The organism is Mesonia aquimarina, assembly GCF_003667275.1.
GTDB classification, from domain to species: domain Bacteria; phylum Bacteroidota; class Bacteroidia; order Flavobacteriales; family Flavobacteriaceae; genus Mesonia; species Mesonia aquimarina.
Map to the genome: position 1 here is coordinate 78575 of NZ_RCNV01000010.1, position 21923 is coordinate 100497.

A 21923-nucleotide genomic window follows, 5' to 3' on the forward strand; every position below is an offset into this window, starting at 1 on the left:
TTCTACCTTAAATCAAGCTTATTTAACAATGCACTTACATTTACTTTTTTAGAATTTAAGTAAGGATGAGAATAAAAGTTAAATTCTAAATTTTCAATAAATAAATCTAACTCTTGAATTGATGGTTCGTGTCGAAAATCACCACTATAGCCTCTCGGTATGTAAGGTATATTATTAGACTTTAAAGAACCATAAGTAAGAAAAATGACAGGTACAGATAACATCCACGCATCTAAGCCTATAGTTGAATTTCTAGTTATAACAATGTCGGCATTATTAATTGCATCAGTTGATGATTTATCTAATTCTTCAAAATCTACACCTAGTTTGAGATAATCATTCTTCTTTGATCGAGGATGAAGTTTTAATTTCAAATCAAAATTATAATTTTCCGTCCATTTTTTCACAAGTTTTATCATCTCAACTTCTTCTTTAATAAAGATTGGTTGAGTAAAAAACATAACTTTCTTAATACTTTTCACCTTTATTTTTCTTTGTAAAGTTGCGTATTTTATATTGTTCAATAAGTCAAACTTACTGCTATAAGGCTTATTTACTTTTAAATGCTGATTGTATGTTTCCTCTTCTGTAAAAAAAAACTTATCTCCAAATACGAAATTACACTGTTCTATACCTTCCATTAGGGTAGTTTGTATTTGAACTGTTTCAATATTATTATATAATTTAACATAATACGGCTGAGGGGTTAGCATGTCAAAACAAAATATTTTTTTTGGTTTATTGCTAGATAAATCATTAAGAGTTTTTCGTAAAGTAAGACCTTGAGTTTCACTATAATATTGAAATACATAGACCTCTGGAAGAAGGTCATTTATAAAAACAGGTACCCCACAAAAAAAAGCTTTATTATTATTATTACTAAAAACTCTTTTATAAATATTAAAACTTACATCGCAAAATCTATTTATGATAGTAGCTAATTTTAAATTACCTTCAATAAAATTATAATCTCCAATTGTTTTTTTATAATATTTAAGATTTCTAAATGGGAAAATAGATGATTCATTTACTAAAACAGAATAGTCCTTAACATTTAATATACCTCTAAAAGTTTCGAAAAATTGTGATTGAATTACACCTCTTGATAGAATCAAATTATGATTTAAAGATGTTATTTTCTTTACAAATAAAAAGTTATTAATTTTATATATTAACTGCTGAAAAAATTTGGATGATAAAAAAATAATTATTCTTAAATAAAATGAAAACTTAGCCTTTAAACTGTCATCTTTTTGAATTTTAATATTATTACAGCCTATACATCCTTCAAGATACTTTTTCAAATAAAAGGATAAGAAATATGAAGATTTATACAAAACATTTGTTTGACTTTCACCCTCTGCCTCTAATATTGAAATCTTTTTATTTTCGCAATATGAGACAAACAGTATGTCTATATTTTTTTCAATTTTTCTTTCGTCAAATATTAGATCAATTAAAGTAATCCACTTAAAAAGTGGAATAAAAAAAGAACGAAAGATAACAGGTTTATGAGCTTTTATATGTTCAAAACCAATAGAGTGTAAATCCTCAAAATAAGCATTAAACAAACGTAACGCTTTTGAGCGATCATAAAAAATATCATTTACATAATAAATATGTTTTTGAGGAATATTTTTTTCTAAAAAAACTACTTTTCCTTTAATATTCTTTTTATCTGTACCGTAAGTACCGTTAATATCTATTATTAATCTTTCCATTTGTTTAATCTAAAATAGTATAAATAACCTAATGAAATTGGTAATATAGACGTTACAAAGATTGCATAAGAAAAAAAAGATTCAAGAAAAACAAAAAATAGCGTTCCATAAGCAACTATATAATACTTACTTACACCCTTTTTATTAAACTTCAAAATCTCTCGAACCATAAAATAATAAAAAAACAATGTAAATATAATACCATATTTAAATATTAAACTTAATGGTGTAAAATGAATATTGGATACTTCTTTTTTCTCTCTACCTAAAAGAAGTTCAACTGAAACACCACAACCCTTACCCAATATATAATCCCAAAAACCCATATCCGCAATAATGGCTTCAACTTCTGCATCACGACCTGAACTTATATTTTCGACGCCTTCATAAGTGTTTTTTGAATTTGTAAAATTTTCTAAAGTGCTATTAATTCTACCAACAGCTAAATTATCCGAATAATTAGAAAAAATAAAATTAACACCCATTATAATTACTAATAAAACAAGTAAGTACTTAAAAATATTTTTTCTTTTATATTTATATATAAACCACACAAAAGTTATAATTGCGCTTAATAGCTGTGATCTTTTACCGTATAACAGTATGATAATAAAAGTCAAAATAAAAAACACACCTCCACTTTGCATATAAACGGAAAAAGGTAATTCTAAAGGCGGAAAAATAGCTATACGTCTTACACCTCCTGAATGAAAAATCAAATACACTATAGGTAACAAAATAAGACTGCCCCATAATGATATTTTTGAATAAAACTTAACATACTCTTTAAAGCTATTAACCTTCCAATATTGAGCGAAAATTAAAATTTTTGAAAAAAAGAAAAAGGGATTTGTAAAATCTGTTATATAGTGCCTAGATAATTCATTACCATTTAGTAGCCCAACCACAACACTACAAATTAGTAATATAAACACAAGCCCAATAAGTTTATTCAACAAGTATCTATATCCATATAATATTATTATTAAATCTAAAATAGCACCAATTACTAATAAAAAAAAAGTAGCTTGACTTGAATAAACTATCCTTAATGTACTTAAAATTATACCTAGTAAGCTGATAAATGGTATTAATTTGAGATAAATTTTTATAAATTTATTCATATGAACCAATCAAAGTTTTATTTACAAATAAAGTTTTCCTAATAACCTCTAATGTTAATAAAAAAGAAATACACATTGGTATATAAAATAATTCTATATCATTCATTAATATAATTGTAATTACGACGGCCAATATTATAACAGTTAAAGGAATTAAAGATTTTAAAAAATCTTTTTCTTTGTCTAATCCAATATATAACATGCCATAAGTAGAAAGTAAAATTACGAGTAATTTAATATAACAATTTAATGAAATATAAATTGCTAAATTCTCATAATCCTTAAAGATAAATAGTGTCACAAAACTAGAAACCAAATATACTAGACTTATAAAGGGTAATATTAGTAATAAAGCTAATTTTAATATTTTCCCCAAACGTTTTCTGAAATTTATATCATTTCTTATTCTTTCAATATATTGTGGGTAAAAATAAAAAACAACTGTTGTTATTCCTATATAAATTGCCATACCAACATAATCAGCCAGCTGATAACTACCCTTCAATTCTAAAGGAGCATCAATTCTGTTAATAACAAAACGGTCTGAAGTAAGTACTAAAGTTGTAAAACCACCTATTAATGCTAATTTAACCCCTTCACTAATACTAAACAAAAGGGTGTTTTTTTTTGGTTTTTTAAGAATATTTTTAATAATATTCTTAAAAAATGAAAAACTATCTACAAAATATAACATTACACAGAAACACATACTAAATGACCAAAAAACCATATAGGCAAACCAATTCTCAACAAAAAAGTAAACAAGAATCATCAGTATAAACGAGTAAATCAGATTATTTTTATTGAGAATCCTAATATTATTGATCACTCTAAAATAGGTAGCAAAAAAACTACGCAACAATATTGCACTTGAAACAAGAGCAGTAAAAAAAAAGAATCTAGAATCAATCACTAAAAAAGACAATAAAAAATTCAATAAACAGACAACTAATATATATTGAAAATTAATCGTTATAAATGATAATATATTGCCATTTTCCTTTAATCTACTATAATTTTTTATAATTACTTGATTTACGCCTAATGTAAGATAGTTTGCATATGTAACATATAAAAGTATTGGTATAGCTTTTCCCATCTCTGAAGGCCCCACCTTACTCGCTATCAAAAAAGTAGTGATAGTTGTAATAGCTACTTCTAGATACTTTAAGATGGTAAACCAGAAAGAGGGACTTGAAGTTAATAAATTTAATTTTTGCTTAAGAAATTGTGTCATATGCTATTTTTACTACTCTATCAATCCCCAAAAAAAAGCAAGCCCCTTATCAATGTTTTTATTAACTTTTTCTCCAATAATATCCTTCATATACTTAGGATGCAAACCAAAACCCGGTCGTACAGAACGTACATTTTTTTCGGTAATAACTTCTCCTTTTTTAATATCCTCTGCGACATATAAAGAACGGGAAAAGGCTTTTCCTGCTTTCTGTTTTTCAGTCAGCTTATAGGTTTCTTGGCCTAAGGCTTTTTCTGCCATTCTAACTGCACTTACCATCTCCGTGAATTCCTGTTCGTCTAAAGAGAAACTCGCATCGGGCCCACCAATTGATTTATCTAAGATAAAATGCTTTTCAATAACTTTAGCGCCTAAAGCTGTAGCGACTACAGTAACCGTGGTACCCAACGTATGGTCTGACAACCCTACTTTCACCCCGAAATCTTTTGCAAAGCGTTGCATCATTACTAAATTGGCTTCGTCAATAGGTGCCGGGTATGATGAAGTACACTTTAAGATGGTAATATCTTCGTTTCCTGCATTTCTACAGGTTTCTACGGCCAGTTTGATATCTTCATATTCCGCAATGCCGGTGGATATGATGATGGGTTTTCCTTTAGATGCCGCATATTCAATCAAGGGAATATCGGTGATTTCAAATGAAGCTATCTTATAAATCGGATTATCTAAGTCTTCCAAAAAATCAACAGCAGTTTTATCAAAAGGAGAAGAAAAACAAATCAAACCTTCTTCTTTAGCTACTTGAAAGAGCTCTGCTTGCCATTCCCAAGGCGTATAAGCTTTTTGATATAACTCATAGTATTTTTTACCATCCCAAATACTTCCAGAATTAATAATAAAATCCTCTTTATCAGAGTCTAAGGTAATCGTATCCGGGGTATAGGTTTGTAGTTTGATTGCATCCGCTCCGGTACGCTTAGCGGCTCTGATCGTTTTTTTCGCTATTTCTATATTTCCGCCGTGATTGGCAGATAATTCGGCTATAATAAATACAGAATCTTTTTTCATATTAATAATGCTCCTTTTTTTAATTTAATATTTCCTCTCATTGATATTACTTCTAGTACACCATTTGGTGTTTTGACCAATAAAGGGGTAGTAGATAGTATTCTTCCATTTTCCATCGAATAGTCAAAACCATAATTTGAAAGTGACACTTCATCAATAGTAAGCCTCATATCCCCATAAAAAGTATATGCCCCGGGATATGGATTTGCTTGCGCTCTAACCCAATTAAAAATTCTTTTTCGCTGCCAGTTCCAATTAATTTGACCATCCGAAGGAGTCCGTTTACCGAAATAAGTAGCTTCATCTTCTTTTTGACTCTTAAAGGTGATTGTTCCTTCTTTATATTTTGCAATTACTTTCTCTATTAGCGGAACATAGTGCTTATGGTATTTGACTAGCACATCATTTCCCGTATCCTTTATATCAATCGGTATAACAACTTGTTCTATTATACTTCCTGTATCACAGCCTTCATCTATTACATGCGCCGTAATACCTGTTTGTTTCTCATCATTAATAATAGCCCAAACGTGGGGGGTGCGTCCTCTATATTTTGGTAATAAAGAACCATGTATATTAAAGGTTAAATCAGTTCCCATATTAATAACATCCTGTTCTATAATGAACAAATAATTAATTGATATTAGAACGTTACAAGTATTTTCTTTTATAAATTTTTTTGCTTTACCTTTCCTTGGGTTACCAATAAATACGGGTATGCTATTATTTCTACATAATTCTATGATACTGATCGATTTTGAATCTGTAAAAACAAAATTGACTGGGTATTTATCCACCAACTTTACTAATGTAGAATAGCCTAAACCTCCACTACATAATATGCCTAATTTCATGGATTAATTTTACTGTGTATAATAACATCTATAAATTTCTCTTCAAATAAACAATGTTCTTTTAAAACGGCTTCTTTTTTATAGCTTTTTTTTTCAATTGCTTGGTATAGATGAGGTCTTAAATCAAATGCATAAACAAAAAGCTTATGCAGTTTTAGCTCTTTAAAAGCTACTTGTTCTAGTAAACTAAGATAGATCCCCCAATGTTTTTCAAATTCATTTTCCTCTAATTTGGTTTCCATAATAAAAGAGATCTCCGCATTTTTATCTATCCAGTTGATATGCACTAAACCGCCATACCCAATACATTCATTATATTTTAAGTAGGAAAACAAGAGTTGATCAGGTTGCTCTTTTTCAAAAAGTTTAGCAACCACATTTAAGAAATAGTTTTCCTGACCCTCTTCTGTTAAAGGTTTTGCTTGCCGTAAATGATATAACTGTTCATTACGCCATTGCATAATTTTAAAACGATCTTTATAACGAATGGGAACAATGGAATATTCTCTTTCAGTAAAAGTATTGTTATTTAAAGCCTTATACTTTGTCTCAAACATTTATGTTGATCTTGAAATTATATTTTTTATTAAATAATTCGCTGTTTGGTTGTACTCTAACTTCTGAAGCACCTTAATTGCCTCCTGTGTTTCTGAATAAATATCAATTTGTGCATTTTTCTGAAAGATATTTGTATTAGCTTTAAGTAACCAAGGAAAGTTAGCTTCAATGTATTTTACCAACTCCATACCCGAAATATTTTCATCATCTCCTATTTGTAATAAAGCACTTGCTAGTAAAAAATCTTGTGCGGTATCTACCGTCAATCTATATCTTTCGTAATCAACATCAGTATTATAGCTGCCGGTCTTAAAACAATTTTCTCTTTTAAGAGGTAAAGTTACATGTTCTTTATCTGATTCTGATTGTATATACTTTTCAGATTCTACTAAAGTATCCCCTTTTATCACTTCAACATTCATTCCTAAGGGTAAACCCTTAGTATACACATAGTCTAATTGGTTACTAACCAAATAACTTATAGCTTTCTCAATATAATTAAGGTCTAGAAAAGGATTGTCAGCTGTTAACCTTACAATGACATCGTAACTACTATTCTTTTGAATAGCAAGAAATCTGCTTAAAACATTTTTTTCGTCTCCACGAAAGCACAAAATTTTCTTTTCTTTACAAAATGACTCTATTTGATCATTTTCAGGATTAACCGATGTAGCAACGATAATATCTCCATCAATATTTTTTAAGTTATCTACAATTCTTTCTAAAATTGAACGTCCCTTAACTAAAGGTATCGGCATTAAGACCTTTCCCGGTAATCGCTCAGACTTCATTCTGGCCTGGATGATATAGGCTATTTTAGTTACTTGCTTGTCCATCCGCCGTCAATTATGATATTCTGCCCTGTCATATAACTTGAAGCATTAGAGGCCAATAGCACAAATGCTCCTATTAAGTCTTCGGGTAATCCTACTCTATTTAAAAAAGTATTGTTGGCTAAGCGTTTCTCAAAATCAGAATCACTATTTTTTACATAAGTCGAAGGAAATGGACCGGGAGTGATTGCATTTACATTTATATTATACTTCCCTAAATAAGAAGCATAATATTTAGTCAATTGAAGCACTCCTGCTTTTGCAGCTCCATAATGCGGTGGGTTCAAAAAATCTGGTGATTCATCATACAATTTAAAATCTGGTGCAACTACTCCATACATTGAGGACACATTAATAATTTTTCCTCTTTTTTTATTTTTGAAATATGGTATAATTTCTCTTATACACCTGAACACTGAATTTAATGTTCCGTCTATACCATGCATAAAATCTTCATCGGTCATATGTTCTGGAGATTGACCTCTTGAATAAAATGCATTATTTATTAAAACATCTATTTTATTTTCTGTCTGATATATTTTCTTAAAAGCTTCCTTGATTGTTAAAGTTTGGCTTATATCACAATCAACAAAGAAAATATTTTTATGATTAAATTTAACTTCAAATTTTTCTTTATTTCGTGCCAATACATAAACTTTAGCCCCCAACTGAGCATAATATTTTACTGTTGCTTCCCCTAAATATCCATAACCGCCAGTAAATAAAATCACCTTATCCTTAATATCAAAAATATCTCCCATTTTTATTTTGATTTTAGCCAATTTGATGGCATTATTATTTTTTCATATAGTTTAGTTTCTAGCTTGGGTAACGTATTTACTTTACTTGCCTTTATACCTTCTACATTTTCTCTTAATTGTTTTACATCATTCACCCCTATATTTACTACATCAATAAACTGTTTTTCTAAAGCATAGTGTAATAATTGTTGTGCTAAATCATCTTGTTGCTGTAATCTACTTAGTAATGGTTTTATATCATTAAAGTAATCACTCAATGTATGCGGATTGCAAAAAAACAAGCCCTGTAAAAAAGCTGAACGGCTATGCACCTCTACATTTTCTTTTTTTAATTGTTTGAGTAACTTTTCAAACCTTGTGTCAAAATAATTATAAGGTACTTGTACTATATCTAAAGCTATATTGTTTTTTAATACCTGTTCTAATTCTTCAACGGTATTAAAAGAAGCTCCTATTTTTTTTACTTTACCTTCCTCTTTAAACTTTAATAAGGTTTTCCAGTTTTTTTTTTCATCAGCAATTAAATCTAAAGGTCTATGAGCAAGATATCCGTGAAAACTGGGTATATTTAGTCTAGTTAATGAGCTTAAAAATTGGTCCGATAAACTAGTTTTATTGGGAATGTACTTAGATATCACCTTAAATGAAGAAAGGTTAAACTTACCTAGAACCTCTTCTGCATCACCATACGCATACGCAGTATCTACATATTGTATTCTTGATATTTCTGCAAACTGAATAATTTTTTCAACCTCACTTAATGTGGTTTTTCCACTCGTATTTGAAATCCCGTAATTAGTACCAAACTGAACAGTTCCTAAACCTATTTTATTTATTAAAGTACTCATCCATTGTTGTTATGACAAATTGTTGTTCTTCTTTGGTTAAGGTAGGATACATCGGTAAACTGATGCAGTGCTTATAGTAGTTTTCGGCATGAGGCAAATCTCCTTCTTTCCACCCAAACTGTCGGTAATATGGCATTAAATGACAAGGGATGTAATGAATTTGTGCATAAATCTTATGCGCTCGCAAGTAATTATATAAGCCTAAACGGTCACTTACCTCCACTACATACAAGTGATGCGCATGTCCTTTTACGATTCCGGATTGTCCTTTTACATAATTTTTACCTTGAAAAGCCTGGGCGTAAACTTTAGCTATTTCTCGTCTTCGTTGTACACCTTCATCAGCACGTTGTAATTGACTGTTACCAAGTGCTGCTTGAAAATCTGTAATACGATAATTGTAACCTAATTCTTGCATCTCCATATACCATAAGGGGTAATTATCGTCTCCTCCGGCAAAATCTATACTATTGATATACTGTGTATCATCTTTTATAATACCATGGGTTCGTAATTTTAGAAGTTTATGGTATAAAGCTTCATCAGTGGTCGTAATCATACCTCCTTCTCCTGAAGCGATATGTTTTACCGGGTGGAATGAGAAAATAGCTAAATCAGCAAATTTTCCGTTACCACACCATTGTTCTTTTCCGTTTATATCGGTGAAAAAACCACCCGGTGCGTGGCAAGCATCTTCAATAATCCATAAATCATATTCATCTGCCAGCGCTCTAAATTCTTCTAAATTAACAGCTCTACCAGCAAAATCTACCGGAATAATTCCTTTATAGGTTCCTTTAGGAGATGTTTCTAATAGTTTTTTTACGGAATTGATATCGAGCAAATAAGTATCGGGATCAATATCTCCAAAAACCACTTCTCCACCACAATACCTTACACAATTGGCAGAGGCGGCAAAAGTAATGGGTGTTGTAATTACTTTATCGCCAGGGCTTACCTCTAATGCCATTGCACATAAATGTAATGCTGCCGTACCATTAGCCAATGCTACTGCATATTTTGCCCCCACATATTGAGCAAAATTATCTTCAAACTCTTTAATTTTAGGACCTTGAGTAAGGTAATCAGACTGGAGTGTCTCGATTACTACCTTGATGTCCTCTTCTGTAATGTGCTGTCTTCCGTAAGGTATTGCTTTATTTCCCATATCTTAATTATACTTCAAAACTAGGATCAACATGTTCTTTAATTAAGGCTCTTAAGCTTTCGACCGTTTCCCACTCTGTATTATCGCCGGAGTTATAGGCAAAGCCTTCTTTTACTTTTTCTGCCTCAAATTCTTGTTTAAACTGTTCTAAACTCCATTTAGGACGTGCGGGTAAAATAGTGAAATATTTACCTAAATCATAGGTATAAAAGGAATCTGAAGGCGTAATCATTTCTTCATGTACTTTTTCTCCCGGTCTGATTCCAATTACCGGATGTTCACACTCCGGACCAATCGCCTCAGCAACTTTGGTTATTTTATACGAAGGTATTTTAGGTACAAATATTTCTCCTCCCCATGCGTGTTCTAAGGCATGCATCACCATATCTACTCCCCCTTGCAAAGAAATATTAAAACGGGTCATTTCAGGATCAGTTATCGGCAATACCCCTTCTTTCTTCTTGTTAATAAAAAATGGGATAACCGAACCATTTGAGCCCATTACATTCCCGTAACGTACTACTGAAAACCGAATAGGATTCCACCCCGTAATATTGTTTGCTGCTACAAATAATTTATCTGAGGCTAATTTTGTAGCTCCATATAAGTTAATAGGCGCACAAGCTTTATCGGTTGACAACGCTACGACTCGTTCTACCCCGGTTTCTAAACAAGCATTAATTACATTTTGGGCTCCGTGAATATTTGTTTTCACACATTCATCGGGATTGTATTCCGCGATAGGCACATGCTTCATCGCTGCCGCATGTATTACAAAATCAATATCTTTCATTGCCCGTGTTAAACGATCTCGGTCTCGAATATCCCCAATAAAAAAACGAATTTGCGGAAAATCTTTAACCGGATATTCCTGCGCCATCTGAAACTGCTTTTGCTCATCTCTAGAATAGATAACAATTTTTTTAATCTCCGGATATTCCTTTAAAATATGTGCGGTTAAGGCTTTTCCTAAGGAACCAGTTCCTCCTGTAATTAATAATGACTTGTCTTTTAACATCTTATTTATTTTTTACTCCACAAAAATCTAAAATTATTTTATCTTGGTCTAATTTAAGCGTACTAAACTCCTTATGCCCTACTAAAAAAGCTACAATATCCGCTTTTTCTAATGCTTCTTTATAATCTGTTATTTTAAATACCTGATGGGTTTTAATATTTGGTTCTACAATATAATAGACTTCATCTTGGGCATCTTGCAATACTTTTTGAACGATATATTTGGCGGGTGATTCGCGTAAATCGTCTATATTCGGTTTAAAGGCTAAGCCCATTAACGCAATAGCCGGGGTTATCCCGTGTTTTAACTGAAACTCGTGCTTTGCTTTTTTTATTTGCTCTGCACACCAAAAGCTCTTGTAGTTATTAATCTCCCGCGCCTTTCCGATAATCTGTGATTCCATCGGGAATTCTGAAGTAATAAAATAAGGGTCTACCGCAATGCAATGTCCTCCGACGCCACAACCGGGTTGTAAGATATTCACCCGCGGATGTTTATTGGCTAACTTAATTAATTCCCATACATTAATCCCTGCTTTATCACAAATCAAGGATAATTCATTAGCAAAAGCAATCTGCACGTCACGACTTGAGTTCTCTGTTAACTTGCACATCTCTGCCGTACGGGCATTGGTGGCATGTAACTCACCTTTTACAAACTGACGGTAAAAATCAAGTGCTTTTAGCGTGCTTTCTTCATTAACTCCTCCAATTACGCGGTCGTTATGTACCAATTCATACATCACATTCCCGGGTAATACGCGTTCCGGACAATAGGCTAAATAAAGTTTTCCTTCAAGTTCCGGACGTTCCCTATATATTAATTCCATCATCTTTTCGGTAGTCCCCACCGGAGAAGTCGACTCAATGATATAGGTATCTCCTTCTTTTAACAAGGGGATAACACCTTTGGTAGCCGCTTCTACATAGGAAATATCGGGTTCATTTTTATCTTTAAAAGGGGTAGGCACCACAATTAAGTACGTATCTGCCTCCTTTGCTTGTGTACCGGCTTCTAAAAAATTATGCTTAACCGCTTTAGCCACCACCGCATCTAACTCGGGTTCTACAATATGAATTTTCCCTTGGTTAATCGTTTCCACCACCGAAGGATTTACGTCTACCCCATATACCGGGATTTCGTTGTCAGCAATTAATGCAGAGGTGGGCAGACCGATATAGCCTAAACCAATGGTTGTTACTTTTGGATTCATATTCATCTTATTTTGAAAGGTGCAAAGGTACTTCTTTTTTTTAGGTGTTATGTAGTTATCTTGTTAAGCTGTTATGATTTAACTGTATGCATTAGACATTAGACTATAGATTAGTTCCACCTTGTCAGTTCATATATTCTAAGGTAGATTTCTCGACTTCACTGCGTTTCGCTCGAAATGACAAATTCAATTCAACATTAAACATTCAACATTATTCATTTAACAATTGAATACACTTCGACAAGCTCAGTGTAACACTCGATTTCTGTCATATTGAGCGGAGGAACGGAGTCGAAATATCTTTTCGTTGTGAAGAAGAAGACGCTTCGACTGCATTACATTTCGCTCAGCGTGATAAATAATATATCAAATTAACTCATCAACTCCCGAATATGTTCCACAATTCGCTGACAAGCTTTTCCGTCTCCATAGGGATTGTGTAAGCGGCTCATATCTTCGAATCGACTAGGGTTGTTTAGCAAATCTAAAGTTTCGTTTACAATTTTATCGGTATCGGTCCCTACTAAGATCACCGTGCCGGCTTCTACTGCTTCCGGGCGTTCCGTGGTGTCGCGCATCACCAATACCGGTTTTCCTAAACTAGGCGCTTCTTCTTGTACCCCTCCGCTATCGGTTATAATCAATTTTGACCGATTCATTAACCAAATAAAGTCTTGATAGGCTAGGGGATCAATTAAGATAATGTTCGAGATGTCTCCCAAGATACGATTGACCGGTTCTTTTACTTTGGGGTTTAAGTGTACCGGATAAACAATTAAGGTATTTGGCTTCTCTTCAGCTATCTGCTTTAAAGCCGCACAAATACGTTCAAAACCTTCACCATGATTCTCACGACGGTGTCCGGTAACTAGAATAACCTCTTGTTCTCCTAAAGTTTTCTGCAAGTTTTGGATAAGCTCACTCGGGTTTTCATTTACTTTCTCTACACTTTTTAATAACGCATCAATTACCGTATTTCCGGTCACTACAATACTTTTTTCAGGTGTATTCTCCTGTAATAAGTTATTCTTTGATGTTATAGTCGGTGCAAAATGCACATCGGCTATTCTACCGGTTACTTGACGGTTAATTTCTTCCGGAAAAGGAGAGCGCTTATTAAAAGTACGCAAGCCTGCTTCTACATGACACACTTTTGCTCCACTATAAAAGCTAGCAATACTTCCTGCCATAGTTGTCGTAGTATCGCCGTGCACATATACATAATCCGGCTGAAACTCTTCTAACACCCCTTTTAGCTGCATAATAATTTCTGCGGTTAAGTTGTATAGGTTTTGCCCCGGTTTCATTAAATCTAAATCAAAGTCAGGCGTGATTTCAAAGAAATCCAAGACCTGATCTAACATTTCCCGATGTTGAGCCGTTACACACACTTTGGTTTCAAAATCGTCAGTATTCTGCTGAAATTTTTTAACCAAAGGTGCCATTTTAATGGCCTCCGGACGTGTTCCAAATAAAATGAGATTTTTTGTTTTCATAGGTTAGTTATTGTTGTTTTGTTATGCCTGTTATACTGTTACCCAGTTATGATGTTATCTTGTTATGGGGTTTCTTTAGTGTGGTATTCAACTTTCAACAATAAAAAACCCTTCGACAGTTCTCATTATACATTCAACTTTATACATTCAACAAAGCCCTACAACTTCGCTTCTGCTTTATCGCCTAAAATTCCTTTAACGTCATAGACTACCGCCTTTTTTGCCTTTAAAGCGTCTAAGTCGAGGCTAAGGAACTGGTTATGGGCTACAGCGAGTATGATGGCATCGTACGAGTTTTCGGGTATTCGGGTGTTCGAGTGTGCGGGGAGCTCGTTGTGACAATCGATGCCGTATTCGTGCATAACCTCTTCGGGGTTTGCCCAAGGATCGTAAACGGTCACGTTGGTTTCGTATTCTTTTAGATCTCGAATCACATCGATTACACGCGTATTACGAACGTCCGGACAGTTTTCTTTAAATGTAAAGCCCAACACTAACACCTTGCTCCCTTTTACCTTAATATCTTTTTTTAGCATGAGCTTGACCACTTCACTAGAAATATATTGTCCCATGGAATCGTTCATGCGACGACCGGCTAGAATAATCTCGGGATGGTAGCCAATCTCTTGTGCTTTTTGCGCTAAATAATATGGGTCTACTCCTATACAATGTCCGCCGACTAAGCCTGGTCTAAAAGGCAGGAAATTCCATTTGGTACCTGCTGCTTCCAACACCGCTAACGTATCAATGTCCATTTTATTGAAAATCTTAGCGAGTTCATTTACGAAAGCAATGTTGATATCGCGTTGTGAATTTTCAATCACCTTAGCCGCTTCTGCCACTTTTATGCTGGGTGCTAAATGCGTGCCTGCGGTTATAATAGACGCGTATAACTCGTTGACTTGTTTACCGATTTCCGGGGTACTTCCCGAAGTTACTTTTAATATCTTTTCTACCGTATGCTCTTTATCTCCCGGGTTGATGCGTTCCGGAGAATAGCCTACGTAAAAATCTTGGTTAAAGGTTAAGCCGGAACTTTGCTCCAAAATCGGAATGCATTCCTCTTCCGTAGCTCCCGGATATACTGTACTTTCATAAACCACTACATCACCTTTCTTTAAAGTCCTCCCTACGGTTTCACTCGCTTTCACTAGCGGGGTAAGTACCGGACGGTTATTTTTATCAACCGGGGTCGGCACCGTGATGATGTAATAATTGCAATTCTTGATGTCGTCTAGGTTTGAAGAACAATATAATCCGTTCTCGACTGCGCTCGAACTGACATTGGTTGTTGGGTTTTCTTGTTTGAGAACTGACTGTAATATATCGTCTTCTACTTCAAGGGTATCGTCGTGTCCTGCTTGTAATTTCTCTACGCGTTTGGTATTGATATCAAAGCCGACTACCGGGTATTTTGTAGCGAACAATCGTGCTAAGGGAAGCCCGACATAGCCTAAACCAATTATTGCAATTTTTGGATTCATATTCATCTTATTTTGAAAGGTGCAAAATGTACTCCTTTTTTTCCTCCCCTAGCCCCTCCGATGGAAGGGAATTTTTGGGGGTTATGGGGTTACAAGTTATCTTGTTATCTTGTTATGTTGTTATATTCTTAGCTCTATGCTTTAGGCTTTAGGCTTTAGACTTTAGACTTTAGACTTTAGACTTTAGACTTTAGACTTTAAGCTATACGTTCCTAAATTAAGACCCTTTATTTTTAAATTAACGTATTAATTTATTCTAGCTTCCAGCTTTTAGCTTCTAATTTCTAGTTTCTAATTTCCAGCTTCAAACATTTAAAACACTTCGACAGGTTGAATGTGACACTCGACTACTGTCATATTGAGCGGAGGAACGGAGTCGAAATATCTTTTCATTATAAAAGAAAAAGACCCTTCGACTTCACTTCGTTTCGCTCAGTGTGACAAGTCAGAACCGGCTTAAAGCTTACTGCATAAAGCTTATCGCTACAAACCTACTTCTCGATCCCGATCCCGATAATCATCGGGACTATCTGGACTATCGGAACAGTATGACAATTCATTTTCAAATTGACCCATCAACACATCATCAAATTCTTTACTTACAAATTCTCCCAATACCACTGTACGGCTTCTTTTAAGCCTTCTTCAAAACGGTGTGTCGGTTGGTACCCCATATTCTTTTTTGCTTTTTCTACGGAAGCTAAGGAATGCGGTACGTCTCCTTGACGATTAGGACCGTAATTGATATCGACTTCTGCAATCTTCGGATCCAGCTCACTTAAAAAAGCGCGTAAGTTTTCGGCCATGGATTTGATGGTCGTCCGATCGCCTACTGCTGTGTTATATACCTCATTCAATGCCGTTGCATTATCGGTGGTTATCGCCAACATATTCATTTGTACGACATTATCGATATAAGTAAAATCTCTGGAATAAGTCCCGTCTCCGTTAATCTTGGGCGCTTCATGGTTCATAAATTGCATAACGAATTTTGGAATCACCGCGGCATAGGCTCCGTTAGGATCTTGCTTTCTTCCGAAAACATTAAAATAACGTAATCCGATAGTATCTAAATTATAGGTGCGCTTAAAATTATCGGCATACAACTCATTTACATACTTCGTAATCGCATAGGGCGACAAAGGCTTCCCGATCTTATCTTCGATTTTCGGCAAACTTTCTGAATCGCCATAGGTAGAAGAACTCGCTGCATATACAAAACGTTTTACTTCTTGATCGCGCGCGGCAACCAACATATTTAAGAACCCGCCGACATTTACTTCATTACTGGTAATCGGATCTGCAATAGAACGCGGAACCGACCCTAAAGCTGCTTCATGCAATACGAAATCTACACCCTCACAAGCTTGCTGACAAGTTTCTAAGTTACGGATATCCCCTTCGATTAAGGTAAACTCTTCCTTGTCTAACAAATGTTCAATATTATGTCGGTGCCCGGTTGCAAAATTATCTAAGCAACGAACATTAGCTCCTTGTGATAACAAGTATTCACATAGGTTGGAACCAATGAATCCCGCACCTCCGGTTACTAATATTGTTTTATTTTTTAATTTTTCTTTAAACATATATATTATTTTTAAGCTGTAAGTATTAGGCTTTAAGCTATAGTTTTGTTATGGGGTTATGTTTGTTACGATGTTATGGAGTTATCGTGTTATGGTGTTACATGGGTATGATGTTATCTGGTGCTGTATCACGATTTAAGCTTTAAGCCGTGGGCATACTTTAAATAAAGCCCTTCATTTTCAAATTAACATATTAATTTATTCCAGCTTCAAACATTAAACATTTAACATTATTCATTTAACAAATGAAAACACTTCGACAATTCCGATAGTCCCGATGGTTATCGGGATCGGAACAGTGTGACACTCGACTACTGTCATATTGAGCGAAGGAACGGAGTCGAAATATCTTTCAGTTGTGAAGAAGAAGATTTCTCGATTTCACTGCGTTTCGCTCGAAATGACAACATTCTTCAAAATCCTTCATTTTCAAATTTTCAAATTAACATATTAATTTATTCCAGCTTCCGCTTTCGACTTCAAAACACTTCGACAAGCTCAGTGTGACAGATCATTTTCAAATTTTCAAATTATTCCATTACCACATCAATCCCTTCCAGCTTCAAGCTTCCAACTTCATCTAAAATACACTTCGACAGGCTCAGTGTGACATTTCAGTTCAACATTTTACATTACACATTAAACCTTCAACCTTATTCATTTAACTTTCCACAACTAGCCTTTTATCACTTGTTTTAAATACTCAAAGTAATCGCCTTTCATGCCTTTTAGTTGTTGAGTTACTTGATTTTTGTTAACCCATTTATTACGTAAGGCTATTTCTTCTACACAGGCTATTTTTAAGCCGGTGCGCTTCTCAACAGCTTTTACAAATTCCGTAGCTTCGGTTAAGGCTTCATGTGTTCCTGTATCTAACCAAGCGAAGCCTCTGCCTAATAATTCTAATTTTAAATTGTTTGCCGCTAAATAAGCTCCGTTTACGGAGGTGATTTCTAATTCTCCTCGTGCTGAAGGGCTTACCGCTTTTGCTTTCTGAATTACCGAATTGGGATAGTAATACAAACCGATTACCGCATAATTGGATTTTGGTGCTTTTGGTTTTTCTTGAATGCTCAGTACATTTCCTTCTTCATCAAACTCCGCCACCCCATAACGCTCCGGATCGTTTACATTATACCCGAAAATAACCGCTTTTTCATCTTCTTGTACCGTTTTAACCGCCTGTTGTAACTTCTGACTCAAGCCTGCTCCGTAAAATATATTATCGCCCAAGACCAAACACACATCATCTCCCCCAATAAATTCCTCTCCGATAAGAAAGGCTTGTGCCAAGCCATCGGGACTCGGTTGTTCTTTATACGATAGATTTAAGCCCAACTGACTCCCATCGCCTAATAATTTTTGAAAATTAGGTAAATCGTGTGGCGTACTGATGATTAGGATCTCCCGTATGCCCGATAACATTAAAACGGATAAGGGATAATAAATCATCGGTTTATCATATACCGGCAGTAATTGCTTACTCACCGCTACCGTTAATGGATGCAATCGCGTCCCTGCACCCCCGGCTAAGATTATTCCTTTCATGGTTGTTTTGTTATCTAGTTATGGTGTTATGGTTTATCAAGCGGTAAGCTTTAAGCATTTTGCTTTAGGCTGTAGTTTTTTTTGTTGTCTTGCTTTATGTTATATGCTTTAAACTGTAGGCATATTTTAAATAAAGTCCCTTCTTTTTTAATTAACGTATTAATTTATTCCCGCTTTCAACTTCCAGCTTCCGTTTTCGACTTCAAAACACTTCGACAGGTTTAAAGTGATAACAGGAATGTCATGCTGAGCTTGTCGAAGCATTTGTGAATACTAACAGTTTTCAATATTGTAACAATTGCATTATCAATCTTTAAGCTCTTATCGTTAACATTGTAAAATATGGACTATTAAATTTATTATTCATTTTTTACTCACCCACTTAATTATTGTTAAAGTGTTCGTGAATCGTTGATTTCCATTGATGAAAAAATGCATTCCTCTCCCGTTGGTCGTCGGATGCACTAAAAATCTAGGCTTAAGAAACTAGCTCTAAATTTATTGATTGGCTCCTAAATTTTAGGAACTCTCCCGATAGCTATCGGGACCATCGGGGCTCAAACAGCCTAAAATTGCCAACGCGACAGGCTGGCTCTCTCACTAAAATAGTCCACAGGACTATTTTTTAACGTTCAGCCCTTCTTCAAATTTTACGAGCCATTTTCTGTAGGCCGGTTTATTTTAAACTATAAATGATTTCTTAAAAAAGAATTTCTAGCTTCTAACTTCCAGCTTCAACATTCAACATTCAACATTATTTAACAATTAAAAACACTTCGACAGTTCCGATAGTCCCGATGGTTATCGGGATCGGAACAGTGTGACAGATCATTTTCAAATTTTCAAATTATTCCATTATCACATCAACCCCTTCCAGCTTCCGCCTTCAAACTTCAATCATTCAAAATTCAAAACTCAAAACTCAAAACTCATAACTGCATAACAACATCACTCGATAACTCGATAACTGCATAACTTCAAAACACTTCGACAGGCTCAGTGTGACATTTTCATTTTCATATTAACTCATTATCCCATCAACACATCAACACATCAACCTCTTCCAACTTCTAATTTCTAGTTTCTAGTTTCTAGTTTCTAGTTTCAAACATTCAACATTATTCATTCAACAATTGAAAACTTTCAACAAACAACACTACTTCGTTGCTTTTAGTTTTTCCAGACATTTCTGTACACTTTCTTTCCAATGCGGTATAGCTATTTCTATAGATTGTTTCAATTTCTGTTTATTCAACACTGTAAAGGCCGGTCGTTTTGCGGCAGTGGGATATTCCGTCGCGGGTATGGGATGTAAACTATCTTGCTTTCCATAAAACTTAAATACCTCATAAGCAAAATCGTACCACGAGGCGACGCCTTCATTGCTAAAATGATAAATTCCGAAAGGAATAGGCTCCGTAATCATTTTATCGATTAAAATTGCTAAATCTCCCGCATAAGTCGGAGTCCCGATTTGATCATTCACTACGTTAATGGCTTTTTCTTGCTGTGCGAGTTTAGCCATGGTTTTTAAGAAATTAGTTTCGTATTCACTAAACAACCAACTTGTTCTGATGATGATGTGCTTTTTCCAATTTTCTTTTAAAGCTTCTTCTCCGGCAAGCTTCGAGGCTCCATACACATTTATCGGTTGTACCTCATCTTCTTCACCTAACGGTCTTTCCCGATTTCCCTGAAACACAAAATCGGTTGAAATATGAATGCAAATGCTCTTATGCTTTTTGCAACTTTCAGCTATGTTGGCAAGGCCTTGTTTATTGACCGCATAGGCTTGTTCTTTTTCCTCTTCCGCTTTGTCTACCGCAGTATAAGCGGCAGCATTGATGCAATAAACAGGTTGATATATTGCGAAACAAGCTTCTACAGCTGCTTTATCGGTGATATCTACTTCTCTTGACGTTTTAAAAATATAATCAAACCTAGTAGTCTCCTTCAGTACATCCTGTAAGCAACGCCCCAATTGTCCGCCACTCCCTAATACCAACACGCTTTGCTTCTCTATTGTTCCCATAATGGCAAGGCACTGTCTTTTGGTGAAATGATGTGTTCCTCTTCCGGAACCTGCCAGTCGATGTTAAAAAACGGATCGTCAAAACGATAGCCGAATTCCGCTGCTTGATGATAAAAATTATCGCATTTATAGAAAAAGGTCGCTTCTTCACTCAAGACCGAAAAACCATGTAAACAACCTCTGGGCACAAAAAGTTGTTGCTTATTGCTTGCATTTAGCCTTATTACTACTTTTTTTAAATACGTGGGGGAGTCTTTACGCAAATCTACAGCCACATCCAAGACTTCTCCCGCCAAGACCCGTACTAACTTTGCCTGCGCATATTCTCCCTCTTGCGCGTGCAAACCCCTAATGACTCCATACACCGAATGCGATTCATTGTCCTGTACAAAATTTGTTTGTAAACCGGTTTGTTCTTGAAAGCTCTTTTCGTTAAAACTTTCCATAAAGTACCCGCGTTCATCTGTAAACACCTTGGGGGTGATGACAAAGCAATCTTTTATGGCGGTTTGTTCTATGTTCATTGGGGTTTGTTTTGTTATGAGGTTATGCTGATATGGGGTTATGTTGTAATGTTGTAATGCTGTTATGTTGTTATCTTGTTATATTATTATACTCATAACTACATCACTGGATATCTCCATAACTATTTTATTGTTATGGGGTTATGTTGTAATGCTGTTATGTTGTAATGCTGTTATGTTGTAATGCTGATATGTTGTTATGGGGTTATAGGGTTTTAATTAATTTTGAAATCATTCTTCGAATGTAAATGATTCGATCTGAAACCAAATCAACTTGAGTAACTTCCGCTAAATAATTCAATCGAATAGCAATTTCAAATTGGGTTTCTAACTCTGACAGAGAACCTAAAGCTATATATAAAAACCTACAAAATTCCTTTTTTCCTTTTCTTCCTGCTCCTTCTGCTATATTCGACGGAACCGAAACAGCCGATCTTCTTATTTGACTTGTCAACCCATATAATTCTTCATTAGGAAAAGCCTTAGATATTCTATAAACATCCTCTACTAAATCCATACTTTCCTTCCATAATGTTAAATCTTTATGTGAGTTGATGGTCATTATTTTATTGTTATGGCGTTATCTTGTTATCTTGTTATGTTGTTATGATGTTATGTTGTTATCTTGTTATCTTGTTATATTAGTATACTCATAACTACATCACTGGATATCTCCATAACTATTTTATTGTTATTTTATTGCTATGCTGCTATGTTGTTATCCTGTTATCCTGTTATGTTGTTATCCTGTTATGTTAGTATACCCATAACTACATCACTTGATATCTCCATAACTATTTGATTATTATTTTATTGCTATGCTGATATGTTGTTATCCTGTTATCCTGTTATGTTAGTATACTCATAACTACATCAATTGATATCTTCA

Annotated in this window: 19 protein-coding genes; all 19 read right to left on the reverse strand. The window is 34.4% G+C overall.

Features of this window, described 5'->3' with window-relative positions; translation table 11 throughout:
• Positions 1-2: 2 nt before the first annotated feature.
• The 19 genes from D9R05_RS12545 to D9R05_RS12635 all read right to left on the reverse strand — a co-directional run bounded on the left by D9R05_RS12545 (position 3) and on the right by D9R05_RS12635 (position 21596).
• Complete coding sequence (locus D9R05_RS12545; RefSeq protein ID WP_121667571.1) at positions 3-1721, reverse strand: hypothetical protein; 1719 nt, start codon at positions 1719-1721, stop codon at positions 3-5.
• On the reverse strand, positions 1709-2845 hold the full coding sequence (locus D9R05_RS12550; protein WP_121667572.1) for a hypothetical protein: 1137 nt from the start codon (positions 2843-2845) through the stop codon (positions 1709-1711). The genes D9R05_RS12545 and D9R05_RS12550 overlap by 13 nt, the downstream gene beginning before the upstream one ends.
• Positions 2838-4082, reverse strand: a complete 1245-nt coding sequence (locus D9R05_RS12555; protein ID WP_121667573.1) for a polysaccharide biosynthesis protein — start codon at positions 4080-4082, stop codon at positions 2838-2840. The genes D9R05_RS12550 and D9R05_RS12555 overlap by 8 nt, the downstream gene beginning before the upstream one ends.
• Positions 4083-4094: 12 nt before the next feature.
• Positions 4095-5111 (reverse strand): pseudaminic acid synthase, encoded by a 1017-nt coding sequence (gene pseI / locus D9R05_RS12560; RefSeq protein WP_121667574.1) that lies wholly within the window; start codon positions 5109-5111, stop codon positions 4095-4097.
• Complete coding sequence (locus D9R05_RS12565) at positions 5108-5965, reverse strand: methionyl-tRNA formyltransferase (RefSeq protein WP_121667575.1); 858 nt, start codon at positions 5963-5965, stop codon at positions 5108-5110. Before D9R05_RS12565 ends, pseI begins: the two co-directional genes overlap by 4 nt.
• Positions 5962-6522, reverse strand: a complete 561-nt coding sequence (locus D9R05_RS12570) for a GNAT family N-acetyltransferase (protein WP_121667576.1) — start codon at positions 6520-6522, stop codon at positions 5962-5964. The genes D9R05_RS12565 and D9R05_RS12570 overlap by 4 nt, the downstream gene beginning before the upstream one ends.
• On the reverse strand, positions 6523-7359 hold the full coding sequence (locus D9R05_RS12575) for a cytidylyltransferase domain-containing protein (RefSeq protein WP_121667577.1): 837 nt from the start codon (positions 7357-7359) through the stop codon (positions 6523-6525).
• Positions 7344-8138: an SDR family oxidoreductase gene (locus D9R05_RS12580; RefSeq protein ID WP_240463059.1), complete on the reverse strand. Its 795-nt coding sequence runs from the start codon at positions 8136-8138 to the stop codon at positions 7344-7346. The genes D9R05_RS12575 and D9R05_RS12580 overlap by 16 nt, the downstream gene beginning before the upstream one ends.
• The gene (locus D9R05_RS12585; protein ID WP_121667578.1) at positions 8120-8965 is read right to left on the reverse strand and encodes an aldo/keto reductase; all 846 of its coding nucleotides are present in this window, start codon (positions 8963-8965) and stop codon (positions 8120-8122) included. The genes D9R05_RS12580 and D9R05_RS12585 overlap by 19 nt, the downstream gene beginning before the upstream one ends.
• Complete coding sequence (pseC, locus tag D9R05_RS12590) at positions 8946-10133, reverse strand: UDP-4-amino-4,6-dideoxy-N-acetyl-beta-L-altrosamine transaminase (RefSeq protein WP_121667579.1); 1188 nt, start codon at positions 10131-10133, stop codon at positions 8946-8948. The genes D9R05_RS12585 and pseC overlap by 20 nt, the downstream gene beginning before the upstream one ends.
• Before the next feature lie 7 nt (positions 10134-10140).
• On the reverse strand, positions 10141-11151 hold the full coding sequence (pseB, locus tag D9R05_RS12595) for a UDP-N-acetylglucosamine 4,6-dehydratase (inverting) (protein WP_121667580.1): 1011 nt from the start codon (positions 11149-11151) through the stop codon (positions 10141-10143).
• Between the two features lies 1 nt (position 11152).
• A complete protein-coding gene (wecC, locus tag D9R05_RS12600; protein WP_121667581.1) occupies positions 11153-12364 on the reverse strand; it encodes a UDP-N-acetyl-D-mannosamine dehydrogenase in 1212 nt (403 codons plus the stop codon).
• A gap of 371 nt (positions 12365-12735) precedes the next feature.
• The gene (wecB, locus tag D9R05_RS12605; protein ID WP_121667582.1) at positions 12736-13860 is read right to left on the reverse strand and encodes a non-hydrolyzing UDP-N-acetylglucosamine 2-epimerase; all 1125 of its coding nucleotides are present in this window, start codon (positions 13858-13860) and stop codon (positions 12736-12738) included.
• 158 nt (positions 13861-14018) lie between these two features.
• Positions 14019-15350: a nucleotide sugar dehydrogenase gene (locus D9R05_RS12610; RefSeq protein WP_121667583.1), complete on the reverse strand. Its 1332-nt coding sequence runs from the start codon at positions 15348-15350 to the stop codon at positions 14019-14021.
• Positions 15351-15943: 593 nt separating this feature from the next.
• The gene (locus tag D9R05_RS12615; RefSeq protein WP_121667584.1) at positions 15944-16930 is read right to left on the reverse strand and encodes an SDR family oxidoreductase; all 987 of its coding nucleotides are present in this window, start codon (positions 16928-16930) and stop codon (positions 15944-15946) included.
• Between the two features lie 675 nt (positions 16931-17605).
• A complete protein-coding gene (gene rfbA / locus D9R05_RS12620) occupies positions 17606-18478 on the reverse strand; it encodes a glucose-1-phosphate thymidylyltransferase RfbA (protein ID WP_121667585.1) in 873 nt (290 codons plus the stop codon).
• Positions 18479-19634: 1156 nt separating this feature from the next.
• The gene (rfbD, locus tag D9R05_RS12625) at positions 19635-20510 is read right to left on the reverse strand and encodes a dTDP-4-dehydrorhamnose reductase (RefSeq protein ID WP_121667586.1); all 876 of its coding nucleotides are present in this window, start codon (positions 20508-20510) and stop codon (positions 19635-19637) included.
• A complete protein-coding gene (gene rfbC, locus D9R05_RS12630; protein WP_121667587.1) occupies positions 20498-21034 on the reverse strand; it encodes a dTDP-4-dehydrorhamnose 3,5-epimerase in 537 nt (178 codons plus the stop codon). The genes rfbD and rfbC overlap by 13 nt, the downstream gene beginning before the upstream one ends.
• 205 nt (positions 21035-21239) lie before the next feature.
• Positions 21240-21596 (reverse strand): four helix bundle protein, encoded by a 357-nt coding sequence (locus D9R05_RS12635; RefSeq protein WP_205589293.1) that lies wholly within the window; start codon positions 21594-21596, stop codon positions 21240-21242.
• Between the last annotated feature and the right edge of the window lie 327 nt (positions 21597-21923).

Coding starts and splice junctions, on each gene's coding strand:
- D9R05_RS12545 (WP_121667571.1), bottom strand. CDS start 1,721: ATGGAAAGATTAATAATAGATATTAACGGTACTTACGGTACAGATAAA.
- D9R05_RS12550 (WP_121667572.1), bottom strand. CDS start 2,845: ATGAATAAATTTATAAAAATTTATCTCAAATTAATACCATTTATCAGC.
- D9R05_RS12555 (WP_121667573.1), bottom strand. CDS start 4,082: ATGACACAATTTCTTAAGCAAAAATTAAATTTATTAACTTCAAGTCCC.
- pseI (WP_121667574.1), bottom strand. CDS start 5,111: ATGAAAAAAGATTCTGTATTTATTATAGCCGAATTATCTGCCAATCAC.
- D9R05_RS12565 (WP_121667575.1), bottom strand. CDS start 5,965: ATGAAATTAGGCATATTATGTAGTGGAGGTTTAGGCTATTCTACATTA.
- D9R05_RS12570 (WP_121667576.1), bottom strand. CDS start 6,522: ATGTTTGAGACAAAGTATAAGGCTTTAAATAACAATACTTTTACTGAA.
- D9R05_RS12575 (WP_121667577.1), bottom strand. CDS start 7,359: ATGGACAAGCAAGTAACTAAAATAGCCTATATCATCCAGGCCAGAATG.
- D9R05_RS12585 (WP_121667578.1), bottom strand. CDS start 8,965: ATGAGTACTTTAATAAATAAAATAGGTTTAGGAACTGTTCAGTTTGGT.
- pseC (WP_121667579.1), bottom strand. CDS start 10,133: ATGGGAAATAAAGCAATACCTTACGGAAGACAGCACATTACAGAAGAG.
- pseB (WP_121667580.1), bottom strand. CDS start 11,151: ATGTTAAAAGACAAGTCATTATTAATTACAGGAGGAACTGGTTCCTTA.
- wecC (WP_121667581.1), bottom strand. CDS start 12,364: ATGAATCCAAAAGTAACAACCATTGGTTTAGGCTATATCGGTCTGCCC.
- wecB (WP_121667582.1), bottom strand. CDS start 13,860: ATGAAAACAAAAAATCTCATTTTATTTGGAACACGTCCGGAGGCCATT.
- D9R05_RS12610 (WP_121667583.1), bottom strand. CDS start 15,350: ATGAATATGAATCCAAAAATTGCAATAATTGGTTTAGGCTATGTCGGG.
- D9R05_RS12615 (WP_121667584.1), bottom strand. CDS start 16,930: ATGTTTAAAGAAAAATTAAAAAATAAAACAATATTAGTAACCGGAGGT.
- rfbA (WP_121667585.1), bottom strand. CDS start 18,478: ATGAAAGGAATAATCTTAGCCGGGGGTGCAGGGACGCGATTGCATCCA.
- rfbD (WP_121667586.1), bottom strand. CDS start 20,510: ATGGGAACAATAGAGAAGCAAAGCGTGTTGGTATTAGGGAGTGGCGGA.
- rfbC (WP_121667587.1), bottom strand. CDS start 21,034: ATGAACATAGAACAAACCGCCATAAAAGATTGCTTTGTCATCACCCCC.
- D9R05_RS12635 (WP_205589293.1), bottom strand. CDS start 21,596: ATGACCATCAACTCACATAAAGATTTAACATTATGGAAGGAAAGTATG.